10 protein-coding genes and 1 pseudogene are annotated in these 12,356 nt (G+C 72.1%); 3 read left to right on the top strand and 8 right to left on the bottom strand.

The window, feature by feature from the left end; genetic code table 11:
• Positions 1-120: pseudogene (locus ABZ128_RS34930) on the top strand (ATP-binding protein); the annotation flags it as partial.
• Positions 121-445: 325 nt separating this feature from the next.
• On the opposite strand, the gene ABZ128_RS34925 reads toward ABZ128_RS34930, so the two are convergent.
• On the bottom strand, positions 446-646 hold the full coding sequence (locus ABZ128_RS34925; RefSeq protein WP_356853857.1) for an acyl-CoA carboxylase subunit epsilon: 201 nt from the start codon (positions 644-646) through the stop codon (positions 446-448).
• A gap of 23 nt (positions 647-669) precedes the next feature.
• A complete protein-coding gene (locus ABZ128_RS34920) occupies positions 670-2,253 on the bottom strand; it encodes an acyl-CoA carboxylase subunit beta (protein WP_356853855.1) in 1,584 nt (527 codons plus the stop codon).
• Between the two features lie 263 nt (positions 2,254-2,516).
• On the opposite strand from ABZ128_RS34920, the gene ABZ128_RS34915 reads away from it, so the two are divergent.
• Positions 2,517-3,128 carry a YceI family protein gene (locus ABZ128_RS34915; RefSeq protein ID WP_356853854.1) on the top strand — a complete coding sequence of 204 codons (612 nt, stop codon included), beginning with the start codon at positions 2,517-2,519 and terminating at the stop codon, positions 3,126-3,128.
• A gap of 81 nt (positions 3,129-3,209) precedes the next feature.
• Here ABZ128_RS34915 and ABZ128_RS34910 read toward each other — a convergent pair whose 3' ends face one another.
• The 6 genes from ABZ128_RS34910 to ureA form a co-directional block, all read right to left on the bottom strand.
• Positions 3,210-4,562 carry a hypothetical protein gene (locus tag ABZ128_RS34910; protein WP_356853852.1) on the bottom strand — a complete coding sequence of 451 codons (1,353 nt, stop codon included), beginning with the start codon at positions 4,560-4,562 and terminating at the stop codon, positions 3,210-3,212.
• Between the two features lie 105 nt (positions 4,563-4,667).
• Positions 4,668-6,299 (bottom strand): citramalate synthase, encoded by a 1,632-nt coding sequence (cimA, locus tag ABZ128_RS34905; protein ID WP_356853850.1) that lies wholly within the window; start codon positions 6,297-6,299, stop codon positions 4,668-4,670.
• 281 nt (positions 6,300-6,580) lie between these two features.
• Entirely contained in the window at positions 6,581-7,189 is a 609-nt protein-coding gene (locus ABZ128_RS34900) for a TetR/AcrR family transcriptional regulator (RefSeq protein WP_356853848.1), read from the bottom strand.
• A 32-nt stretch (positions 7,190-7,221) separates the two neighbouring features.
• The gene (locus tag ABZ128_RS34895; RefSeq protein WP_356853846.1) at positions 7,222-8,256 is read right to left on the bottom strand and encodes an agmatine deiminase family protein; all 1,035 of its coding nucleotides are present in this window, start codon (positions 8,254-8,256) and stop codon (positions 7,222-7,224) included.
• A gap of 41 nt (positions 8,257-8,297) precedes the next feature.
• A complete protein-coding gene (locus tag ABZ128_RS34890; RefSeq protein WP_356853844.1) occupies positions 8,298-10,031 on the bottom strand; it encodes an urease subunit alpha in 1,734 nt (577 codons plus the stop codon).
• Positions 10,028-10,738, bottom strand: a complete 711-nt coding sequence (ureA, locus tag ABZ128_RS34885) for an urease subunit gamma (RefSeq protein WP_356853843.1) — start codon at positions 10,736-10,738, stop codon at positions 10,028-10,030. Before ureA ends, ABZ128_RS34890 begins: the two co-directional genes overlap by 4 nt.
• Positions 10,739-10,906: 168 nt before the next feature.
• On the opposite strand from ureA, the gene ABZ128_RS34880 reads away from it, so the two are divergent.
• Positions 10,907-12,356 (top strand): cytosine permease (locus ABZ128_RS34880; protein ID WP_356853841.1); only part of this gene is annotated, 1,450 nt, incomplete at its 3' end.

The following is a 12,356-nucleotide window of genomic DNA, read 5'->3' as shown; positions in this document are numbered from 1 at the left end:
GAAGCCCTCCAGATCGGCCCCGACGCCCCCATCATCACCACCGACGCCCGCCACCGCGCCGACGCCAAGAGCGCCCTCATCACACTCGTCGAGCACGCTCTGATGGCCCGCCTGCGGTAGGGGCCGTCCACGCACCACCCGGAACGCCGGGAACCCGACACGGGTTCCCGGCGTTCCGTCTTTCCCGTGGAGCGGGGTGCACCGTGGTGGCCGTCGTCCCGGCCGGGATGCGGCCCACCGGTACGGCGTCCTCGCGGTGCGGCCCCGAGGGCTCCCGCCGCGGCGCCCGAAACGGCCGATGGCCGCTCCCCGGACCGGGACTCGGCGCCCGGGGGGGGGCGTCGAGGTCCGGCTCGGCTGAGCGGCCATCGGTTTGAGCGGGGTGCGGGAGGGGGTCAGCCCTGCCAGCTGTGCGGGGCGCGGAAGCCCGGAGTGCGGGAGGGGGTCAGCCCTGCCAGCTGTGCGGGGCGCGGAAGCCCGGAGTGCGCTCCAGGCGGCGCCAGCGGGCCTGGGAGCCGATGCGGTGCACCGGGCGGTCCTCGGGGGTGGAGGCGGCGCGGGCCAGCAGGATCGCGGTGATCGCGGCGAGCTCCTCGGGCCGGGCATCGCCCTTTTCCACGCGCAGCAGGGCGTCGGTCTTCGACATGGGTGGCAGCTCTCCTTCGCTTCTTACTGCGGCGGGTTGCCGTGCTTGCGGGACGGCAGGTCGGCGTGCTTGCTCCGGAGCATCGCGAGGGCGCTGATGAGCGTCTCGCGGGTCTCGGCGGGGTCGATGACGTCGTCGACGAGGCCGCGCTCGGCCGCGTAGTACGGGTGCATCAGCTCGGCCTTGTACTCCTTGACCATGCGCGCCCGCATGGCCTCCGGGTCCTCGGCCTCCGCGATCTGCTTGCGGAAGATGACGTTGGCCGCGCCCTCGGCGCCCATGACCGCGATCTCGTTCGTCGGCCAGGCGTAGGTGAGGTCGGCGCCGATGGACTGGGAGTCCATGACGATGTACGCGCCGCCGTAGGCCTTGCGCAGGATCAGCGAGATGCGCGGGACGGTGGCGTTGCAGTACGCGTACAGCAGCTTCGCGCCGTGGCGGATGATGCCGCCGTGCTCCTGGTCGACACCGGGCAGGAAGCCGGGGACGTCCAGCAGCGTGATGATCGGGATGTTGAAGGCGTCGCACATCTGGACGAAGCGCGCGGCCTTCTCGGAGGCCTCGATGTCGAGGACGCCGGCCAGCGTCTGCGGCTGGTTGGCGACGATGCCGACGACCTGGCCGTCGAGGCGGGCGAGCGCACAGATGATGTTGCGGGCCCAGCGCTCGTGGATCTCCAGGACGTCGCCGTCGTCGACGAGCTCCTCGATGACCTTGTGCATGTCGTACGGGCGGTTGCCGTCGGCCGGGACCAGGTCCAGCAGGACGTCCGAGCGCCGGTCGGCGGGGTCGGAGGTCTGGTGGACCGGCGGGTTCTCCCGGTTGTTGGAGGGCAGCATCGTGATGAGGTAGCGGACCTCGGAGATGCAGGTCTCCTCGTCGTCGTACGCGAAGTGCGCGACGCCGGAGGTCTCGGCGTGCACGTCGGCGCCGCCGAGGCCGTTCTGGGAGATCTCCTCACCGGTGACGGCGCGGACGACGTCGGGGCCGGTGATGAACATCTGCGAGGTCTCGCGGACCATGAAGACGAAGTCCGTGAGGGCCGGGGAGTACGCGGCGCCGCCGGCGCACGGGCCCAGCATCACCGAGATCTGCGGGATGACGCCCGAGGCCCTGGTGTTGCGCTGGAAGATGCCGCCGTACCCGGCGAGCGCCGAAACGCCCTCCTGGATGCGGGCGCCCGCGCCGTCGTTCAGGGAGACCAGCGGGGCACCGGCGGCGATGGCCATGTCCATGATCTTGTGGATCTTGGTGGCGTGGGCCTCGCCGAGTGCGCCGCCGAAGATGCGGAAGTCGTGGGCGTAGACGAAGACCGTGCGGCCCTCGACCGTGCCCCAGCCGGTGATCACACCGTCGGTGTAGGGCTTCCTGCCCTCCAGGCCGAAGCCGCTCGCCCGGTGCCGGCGCAGCTGCTCGACCTCCTTGAAGGAACCCTCGTCGAGCAGCAGCGCGATGCGCTCGCGTGCGGTCAGCTTGCCCTTGGCGTGCTGGGCCTCGGTCGCCCGGTCACTGGGGCCGCGCCGCGCCTGCTCGCGCAGGGAGTGCAGTTCGGCCACGCGCCCGCGGGCGTCCGCCGGCTCGCTCGGAGTCTGGTCCACAACGGTCATGTACCGACCTTACGAAGCGCCGGGTCAAAAACCTCCGTTGGTTCCGCACAGTCTCGGGTGTGTTCCGCTGTTCGGCCCGGACAGAACCGCAGGGTGATGCGCGAACACCACCAGGCGGGACCCCGGTCCTTTGTGGAGGTCCCATAAAACTCGCTGACACCCTGTCCAGATGTTGAAAATTAAACGGAATGGGTCTAGTGTCGTTCTCGTTGAACATTCAACGAACTGCCGTCCCGGCACACCACGCTCCCGAGGAGGAAGCCATGGGTCTCTTCACCCGCCGCAGCCAGGAGAACACCACGACCGCCGTCGCCACGCTGGAGGTGGACCCGGCGCTCGCCGCCCTCACCGGCGACTACACCATCGACGCCGCCCACAGCAGCATCGGCTTCACCGTCCGCCACGCGATGGTCACCAACGTCCGCGGCAGCTTCGGCGCCTACGAGGGAGCCCTCCGCCTGGACGGCGCGGACCCCTCCCGGTCCACCGCCTCCATCGACGTCCAGATCGCCTCCGTCGACACGGGCATCGCCGACCGCGACGCCCACCTGCGCAGCGGTGACTTCTTCGACGCCGAGGCCTTCCCCCTGATGACCTTCCGCTCGACCGAGGCGGCCCGGATCGGCGGCGACACGTACCGGATCACCGGCGAACTGACCATCAAGGACGTTACCCGCCCGCTCTCCATCGACCTGGAGTTCAACGGCTCGGCCACCGACGTCTACGGCAGCGAGCGCGTCGGCTTCGAGGGCTCCGCCGAGATCCTGCGCTCCGACTGGGGCCTGACCTGGAACGCCGCGCTGGAGGCCGGTGGCGTCATGGTCAGCGACAAGGTGAAGCTGACCTTCGACATCTCGGCCGTCAAGCAGGCCTGAGCCGCCACGCCGCCTGACGGGTCCCGCCGGATCCTGACGGATCCTGACCGGCCCGGGCGGCAGCCGGACCGGGGGCGGCGCTCAGAAGCCGCCCCCGCCGTCGAAGCCGCCTCCCCCGTCGAAGCCCCCACCGCCGCCGAAGTCGCCGCCCCCGAAGTCGGAGGGGTTGAAGTCGGCGCCGGAGAAGTCCCCGCCCTCGTAGCCCGCGCCCAGGTCGGAGGCGTACGCGGGGCCGGACGTCATCATCGAGCCGAGCAGCGTGCCCACCAGCAGGCCGGGCAGGATGCCGCCGCCGAAATAGCCGCCGGCCCAGGGGCCGTACGCCGGGCCGGCGTCGTAGTACGGGCGCGGCCCGTACTCGGTGTCGACCGTGCGCACCATGGGGTCCTGCCCCTCGCGCAGCCGGACCGCGTCCGCCGCGCACACCGGGACGGTACGCGCCGCACCGCCGGCCGGCGCCCACTCCACGTCCTCGGTGCTCGGCCCGTGGCGCGGGTCGAAGAAGCAGGGCGAGCGGCGCTCGGGCAGCGGCCGGCCCTGTCGGCGGGCGTCCAGGCAGGCGAGGGCGAACCGGCCGTCCTCCAGGGCCTGGGTCACTCCCCTGACCTCCTGGGGGTGCTGGACGGAGGCCATGACGGACTTGGCCCGCTCGTAGGCGTCGAGGCCCTGCGCGTAGTCGGCCCGCATGGCGTCGTCGGCGCCCGGCTCACCGGGATGGAAGTCCAGCCGGTCGAGCTCCTCGCCGAAGGCCGTGATGTCCTCGTCGACCACCACGCGCAGCTTCTCGATGGCCTCGCGCTCCTCCGCTTCCTTCCTCCTGCGGCCCCGGCGCACCAGGGCGTACGCGCCGCCGCCGCCCACCAGCGCCACGGCCCCGAGGGTGATCAGCCCGCCGACCGGGGCGCCGCTGTCGGCGCTGCCGCCCCAGGAGGCCGGGGCTGCGCCCCCGACCTGCGCCAGGGCCTGGTCGACGAAGTTGTTCAGCTGCGTGTTCGCGTCCACCGGGCCGCCGGCCTTCACGGCGTCGGTCAGGTTGCGGACGGCGTTGGAGGGCATGACCGCGCGGTCGGCGCCGGCGTTGAAGCCGTCGCCGAGCCGGATCGCGTAGAGCCCGGTGATCCCCGTCTCGGCCCGGACCGTGCGCAGCACGCCGGCGGCGGGGAACTCCTGGGTGGCGGGCAGCACGGCGACGAAGACCGGCTTCCCGGCGTCCCTGATCTTCTTCTCCAGCGCGTCGGCCTGGCCCTTCGACAGCTGCGCCTCGGCCCGCGGGTCGACGTAGACCGGCCCCTTCTTGAGGGCCGCGGCCACGGCGGCGGGCCCGGTGGCGGCTGCGGGCCCGGTGGCGGCGGAGGCCTGCGGCGCGAAGACGAGAGCCGTCGCGCACAAGGCCGGCAGCAGGGCGGAGAGTACGGACATCAGCCTGGTCCTCATGCTCCCGACGCTACCGGAAGCCGGACTTTCCCGTGTGAGCCGGACATAAGCCCACCCCTCCGCAGCGGTGGTCCCGGGCTGCGGGTCTCCCCCGCGGGCCGGGGACTACTCGGCCGGTTCCACGCCCGCGCGCAGGAGCCCGTAGGTGAAGGCGTCCTCCAGGGCCTGCCAGGAGGCCGCGATCACGTTCGGGGCGACGCCCACCGTCGACCACTCGTGGGTGCCGTCCGTCGTGGAGATCAGCACGCGGGTGGTGGACTCGGTGCCGTGCTTGCCCTCCAGGATGCGGACCTTGTAGTCGACCAGCTCGAACTTGGCCAGCTGCGGGTAGAAGCGCTCCAGGGCGACCCGCAGCGCCCGGTCCAGGGCGTTGACCGGGCCGTTGCCCTCCGCCGTGGCGACGATCCGCTCGCCCTTGGCCCACAGCTTGACCGTGGCCTCGTTGGCGTGGGTGCCGTCGGGGCGGTCCTCGACGATGGCCCGCCAGGACTCCGTGCGGAAGTACCTGCGGGCCCGGCCCTCCACCTCGGCGCGCAGCAGCAGCTCGAAGGAGGCGTCGGCGGCCTCGTACGTGTAGCCCTGGAGCTCGCGCTCCTTGACCCGCTCGACCACCCGAGAGATCAGCGCGCGGTCGCCGCCGAGGTCGACGCCGAGCTCCTTGCCCTTGAGCTCGATGGAGGCGCGTCCGGCCATGTCGGAGACCAGCATCCGCATGGTGTTGCCGACCCGCTCGGGGTCGATGTGCTGGTAGAGGTCCGGGTCGACCTTGATGGCCGAGGCGTGCAGGCCCGCCTTGTGCGCGAAGGCGGAGACGCCGACGTACGGCTGGTGGGTGGAGGGGGTCAGGTTCACGACCTCGGCGATGGCGTGCGAGATGCGGGTCATCTCGGCGAGGGCGCCCTCCGGCAGCACCTTGCGCCCGTACTTGATCTCCAGCGCGGCGACGACAGGGAAGAGGTTGGCGTTGCCGACGCGTTCGCCGTAGCCGTTCGCGGTGCACTGGACGTGCGTGGCGCCCGCGTCGACGGCGGCCAGGGTGTTGGCGACCGCGCAGCCGGTGTCGTCCTGGGCGTGGATGCCGAGCCGGGCTCCGGTGTCGGCGAGCACGGTCGCGACCACCGCGGTGACCTGCGCGGGCAGCATGCCGCCGTTGGTGTCGCAGAGGATGACCACGTCGGCCCCGGCCTCGTGGGCGGTGCGGACGACCGCCTTCGCGTACTCGGCGTTGGCCCGGTAACCGTCGAAGAAGTGCTCGCAGTCGACGAAGACCCGGCGGCCCTGGGCGACCAGGTGGGAGACCGTGTCGCGGACCATCTCCAGGTTTTCGTCCAGCGTGGTGCGCAGCGCGAGCTCGACGTGCCGGTCGTGGGACTTGGCGACCAGGGTGATCACGGGCGCGCCCGACTCCAGCAGGGCCCGCACCTGCGGGTCCTCGGCGGCCGAGCCGCCCGGCCGCCGGGTCGCGCCGAAGGCGACCAGCTGGGCGTGCTTGAAGTCGATCTCGGCGCGGGCGCGGGCGAAGAACTCGGTGTCGCGGGGGTTGGCGCCGGGCCAGCCGCCCTCGATGAAGCCCACTCCGAAGTCGTCCAGGTGCCGGGCGATCGTCAGCTTGTCGGCGACGGTGAGGTTGATGCCCTCACGCTGGGCGCCGTCTCGCAGGGTGGTGTCGAAGACGTGGAAGCTGTCGGTGTCGTCGGTCGGGACCTGTGCCGGCACTGTCGCCTCGGTCGTCGTCATGTTGATCTGACTCCTGTCGGATGAGTGGTTCCGGATACCCGGGTTCCACTGCCCCCATCATCGCGCGCTGTCCGGTCCCGGCAGGATGGGAGCCGGGAAACGAAAAAACCTCTCGCGGGTGCGAGAGGTCTGCGCGCGGTTCTGGGACACGGTGGCCGCCGCCGCGGAGTTCTTCCACGGGTCAGCGGTCGCTGCGGACCGGCGCGCTGCTGTCGATAATCATGAGCTGAGCAAGCACGTTCGCAGTGTGGCACACCGTCTCACCGCGAACGCGACCCGTCTCACGATACGAGAGCCTCGTCGAGGAACTCCGAGACGTGGGCCAGGATGTCGTCCCGCCCTATCCCGGGCAGGCCCACGGCGACCTGGATGCTGAACCCGTCGAGCAGGGCGCGCAGCCGGGCCCCGAAACGGTCGGGGTCCACGGGCCGGAACTCCCCGCGCGAGATGCCCTCGGCGAGCAGGGCCACCAGGTCGCGGTGCCAGGCGCCCTCGATGGCGGCCTGCCGGTCGCGTTCGCCCGGGCCGGCGTTCTGCGAGCGGTTCCAGACCTCCAGCCACAGGGTCCAGTGCGGATCGCGGGCGCCTTCGGGCACGTACAGGTCGACGTACGCCCGGAGCCGCTCGCGCACCGGACCGCGGCGCGAGAGCAGCGCCCGGCGCTCGGTGCCGAGGGCGGCCTCGCTCCACTCCAGCGTCTGCAGCAGGAGCTCGTCCTTGCTGCGGAAGTAGTAGAGGAGGTGGCCGCTGCTCATGCCGACCTGGCGGCCCAGGCCGGCCATGGTCAGCCCCTCCAGGCCGCGCTCGGCGATCGTGGCCATGGCGGCGACGAGTACGTCCTCGCGCGGCGGCGCGTTCTTCCGCGCCGCGCGTACTCCACCCGCCGCCATGGGCCACTCCTCGAAGAACGTCGTGCCGCAGGTCAGACCTTCGGCTGCTGCTGGGTGATGCAGTGGATACCGCCACCCCCGGCGAAAATCGTACGTGCGTCAACGAGGGTCACGGTGCGCTCGGGGAACAGCCCGCGGAAGATCTCGGCGGCCTCCTCGTCGCGCGGGTCGTCGAAGGAGCACAGCACCACGCCGCCGTTGCAGAGGTAGTGGTTGATGTACGAGTAGTCGACCCATTCGCCGTCCTCCTCCAGCACGGTCGGCGCGGGGATCTCCACGACCTCCAGCTGCCGGCCCCGGGCGTCGGTGGACGCGCGCAGGATCGCGGCGATGGTCTTGCAGCGCTCGTGGTCGGGGTGGGCCGGGTCGGGCTGGGTGTGGACCATCACCACGCCGGGGCGGGCGAAGGCGGCGACGATGTCCACGTGGCCCTGGGTGCCGTAGGTGCCGTAGTCGCCGGCCAGGCCGTACGGCAGCCAGATCGCCTTCGTGGTGCCGAGGTGGGCGTGGACCTCCTGCTCGACCTGCTCGCGGGTCCAGCCGGGGTTGCGGCCCTGGCCCAGCTGCACGGTGTCGGTGAGCAGCACGGTGCCCTCGCCGTCCACGTGGATGGCGCCGCCCTCGTTGACGAGCGGGGTGCTGTACGTACGGGTGCCGGCCAGGTCGGAGACGTGCCGGGCGATCTTGGAGTCGTGCTCCCAGCGGGCCCATTCCTGGGCGCCCCAGCCGTTGAAGGTCCAGTCCACGGCCGCCAGCTCACCGGCGTCGTTGGTGACGAAGGTCGGGCCGATGTCGCGCATCCAGGCGTCGTCGAGTTCCCGCTCGACCAGCTCGACGTCATCGCCGACGATCGCGCGGGCGCTCTCCGCGTCGCCGGGCGAGACGACGAGGGTCACGGGTTCGTGGGCGCGCACCGCGCGGGCCACGGCTCCCCAGGCCTCGCGGGCCTCGGCGAGCTCCTGCTCGTTGGTGAAGGTCGGGTTGGGGCTGGGCCAGGCCATCCAGGTCCGCTCGTGGGGCGTCCACTCGGCGGGCATCCGGAATCCGTCGGCGACGGGCTTGCTCATGGAAGGGTCCTTACGGGCTGGGCTGACTGCGGGCGGGGCGGTTACAGGAAGTACAGGCGGTTGAGGGAGACCGAATCGGCCGCTTCGGAGCGCAGTGGGTCACCGTCGAGGGTGACGAGCCCGCTGCGCGCGTCCACATCGACCGCGCCCACCCGGGAGTTGAGGAGGAGGTCCGCGGGGCCGATGCCCCGGGTGCCGCGGACGGCGACCCGGCGGCGGCGCGTGGGCATCTGGTCGGAGCCCAGCGCGGCGGCCGCGGCGGAGACGAACGCGACCGAGATGTCGGCGGCGGTGGCCCCGTAGGAGCCGAACTGCGGGCCGAGGACGAGCGGTTCGCAGGTGTCGGTGGCGGCGTTGGGGTCGCCGGTGACCCCGTAGGCCGGGAATCCGGACTTCAGCACGAGCTGCGGCTTGGCGCCGAAGAACTGGGGGCGCCAGAGCACGATGTCGGCGAGCTTGCCGACCTCGATGGAGCCGATCTCGTGGGCCAGGCCGTGGGCGATGGCCGGGTTGATGGTCAGCTTGGCCATGTAGCGCAGCACGCGGGCGTTGTCGTCGCCCTCGCCGTCGCCGGCCAGCGGGCCGAGCTCGCCCTTCATCTTGGCGGCCATGGCGAAGGTGCGGCGGATCGTCTCGCCGGCGCGGCCCATGCCCTGGGCGTCGGAGGAGGTGATGCCGATCGCGCCCAGGTCGTGCAGGACGTCCTCGGCGCCCATCGTCCCGGCGCGGATGCGGTCGCGGGCCATGGCGGCGTCGCCGGGCAGGTCCGGCTTGAGGTCGTGGACGGAGACGATCATGCCGTAGTGCTCGGCCACGGCGTCCCGGCCGAAGGGCAGCGTCGGGTTCGTGGAGGAGCCGATGACGTTCGGCACGCCCGCCATCTTGAGCACGTTGGGGACGTGTCCGCCGCCGCAGCCCTCGATGTGGAAGGCGTGGATGGTGCGGCCGTCCAGGACGCGCAGGGTGTCCTCGACGGAGAGGCACTCGTTCAGGCCGTCCGAGTGGAGGGCGACCTGGACGTCGTGCTCCTCGGCCACGCGCAGCGCGGTGTCGAGGGCGCGGGTGTGGGCGCCCATGTCCTCGTGGACCTTGAAGCCGGAGGCGCCGCCCTCGGCGAGGGCCTCGACCAGCGGGGCGGCGTCCGAGGAGGAGCCGCGGGCCAGGAAGCCGATGTTGACGGGCCAGGCGTCGAAGGCGTTGAAGGCGTGCTTCAGCGCCCACGGCGAGTTGACGCCGACGCCCCAGACCGGGCCGAACTCCTGGCCGATCACGGTGGTGACACCGGCGGCCAGCGAGGCCTCCATGATCCGCGGGGAGAGCAGGTGGACGTGGGTGTCCACGGCGCCGGCGGTGGCGATCAGGCCCTCGCCGGAGACGATGCTCGTGCCGGTGCCGACGACGACGTCCACGCCGTCGAGGGTGTCCGGGTTCCCGGCCCGGCCGATGGCGTGGATGCGGCCCTCGCGGATGCCGATGGAGACCTTCTTGATGCCGAGGACGGCGTCGATCACCAGGACGTTGCTGATCACGACGTCGCAGGTCTCGCGGACGGCGGCGGCCTTCAGGTGCAGGCCGTCGCGGGCGGTCTTGCCGAAGCCGGCCAGGAACTCGTCGCCCGGCTTCTGGGCGTCGTACTCGACGCGGACGGTGAGCCCGGAGTCGCCGAGGCGCACCCGGTCCCCGGCACGGGGGCCGAAGACGGAGGCGTACTCGTGCGGGTCGATGTGCCGGCTGCCCGGCGCGCAGTGGTCGCTGTGGGGGGTCTGGCGGCTCATGCCGGGTTACCTTCCGGGTGGTCTGCGGTGGCTCCGAGGTAGCCGCAGGCGGCCGCGCGGGCCAGGGCCTCCTCCTTGGCGCCGGGGGCGTCCAGCGGGCCGTCGACCAGCCCGGCGAAGCCGACGGCGATGCGGTCGCCACCGATCGGGACCAGGCCGACCTCGCCCTCGCCGTGGGGGTCGAACCGGACGGAGGAGCCCGCCGGCACGCACAGCCGCATGCCGTAGGCGGCGGCGCGGTCGAAGTCGAGGCGGGGGTTCGCCTCGAAGAAGTGGAAGTGCGAGGTGACGCTCACCGGCACGGAGGCGGTGTTGCGCACGCGCAGGTGCAGGACCGGCTCCGGCTGAGGGGCGCCGGGGCCCGGTACGACCGCGCCGGGGGCGTCGTCGCCGAGCGAGGCGGCTCCCCGGATGGGGGCCGAGACCACCGCGAGGCGGGAACCGTCGTCGAAGACGGCCTCCACGTGGACCTCGGTGACCACGTCGGCCACGCCGGGCAGCACGTCGTCCGGGCCGAGCACGCCGCGGGCCTCCTCGATGGCCTCCGCCAGCCGCTTGCCGTCCCGCGCCGCCTCGCAGACCGTGTCCGCGATGAGCGCGGTGGCCTCGGGGACGTTGAGCCGCAGGCCCCGGGCCCGCCGGGCCCGGGCCAGTTCCGCGGCGCTGCGCAGCAGCAGCCGGTCGCGCTCCGTAGGGGTCAGCCGCACGCCGATCCACCACCTTTTGAGTCGATGGGTTAGAGCATCACTCTAACTCTTGATTTCCTTGCAGGGAATCATTGACCTGAGACGTGGGCTTGGGTCACATTGAATGTCGCTCAAACATTGCAGACCCATTGCTGCGCCGTCCCGCCGCCCTGCCAAGGGAGTCCCCCCATGCCCATCGAACAGCGCGGAGTCGACACGATTCCGGAGGAGGAACGGACGAGCGGTCCCCGTGACCTGATATCGATCCTGCTCGGCTCCAACCTCTGCCTCGGTGTGATCGTCTTCGGCTGGCTTCCGCCGTCCTTCGGACTGGGCCTGTGGCCCTCGGTCACCGCCATCGTGACCGGCACCCTCGTCGGGATCGCCTTCACCGCGCCGCTGGCGCTGGTGTCCCTGCGCACCGCCACGAACCTGTCCACCTCAAGCGGCGCCCAGTTCGGCGTCCGCGGCCGGCTCGTCGGCTCCGTCGTCGGCCTGCTGCTCGCGCTCGGCTACACCGCGCTGACCCTGTGGATCGGCGGCGACGTGATGGTGGGCACCCTGTCCCGGCTGGCCGGGCTGCCGGACACCGGTCTCACCCGGGCCCTGATGTACGGCGTCCTGGCCGCGTTCACCGTCGTCGGCGCCGTCTTCGGCTACAAGCTCCTGCTGCGCATGAGCAAGGTGCTGTCCCTCGGCATGGTGGTCCTGCTGGCCGTCGGCCTCTACGCCTACGCCCCCGACTTCACCACCGCCGCGCCGCCGGGCACCGAGCTCCTGCTCGGCTCCTTCTGGCCGACCTGGATCCTCGCCGCCGTCGCCGCCGGGCTCAGCGGGCCCGTCGCCTTCATCACCCTGCTCGGCGACTACACCCGCTACATCTCCCCCACGAGGTACGGCTCGCGCAAGGTCTACTGGGCCACCTGTCTGGGCCTGCTGATCGGCCTGCTGGTCCCGCAGCTGTTCGGCACGTACACCGCGCTCGCCGCCAAGGCCGGGGCCGACTACGCCGGGCCGCTGGTCGACGCCGCCCCCTTCTGGTACCTGGTCCCGCTGCTCGCGGCCGCCGCCGCCGGCTCGGTGGGCAACGCCGGCCTGATGCTGTACTCCATGGGCCTCGACCTGGACGCCATCGTGCCGAAGGCCACCCGCGCCAAGGCCACCCTGGTCGCCGCGGCCGTCGCCACCGCGTTCGTCTTCATCGGCTCCTTCGAGTGGGACGTGCAGTCCGCGATGACCTCGTTCGTCCTGCTGCTGACCGCGATCGGCACCCCTTGGGCCGTGATCACCCTCATCGGGTACGTGCGCTGCCGCGGCACGTACGACGCCGACGCGCTGCAGGTCTTCAACCGCCGCTCGGTGGGAGGCATCTACTGGTACCGGGCCGGCTGGAACCCGGCCGCCACCGTCTCCTGGGCCATCGGCGCGGGCGTCGGCCTGCTCGCGGTGACGACCCCCTTCTACGAGGGCCCGCTGCTCTCCCTCACCGGCGGGGTGGACTGCTCCTTCATCCTCTCCGGCCTCACGGGCGGCCTCGTCTACGCGGCCCTGACCGCCCGGCGCGCCCCCGCCACCGCGGCCATGGGCAAGCGCGGCCAGAACGTGCTCACCTCGGGGGGTGACGAGGAGGCCCTCTCCC

This window comes from Streptomyces sp. NPDC006326 (genome assembly GCF_040612915.1).
In the GTDB taxonomy this organism is placed as follows: Bacteria; Actinomycetota; Actinomycetes; order Streptomycetales; family Streptomycetaceae; genus Streptomyces.
This window is presented reverse-complemented; position numbering and strand designations above follow the sequence as displayed.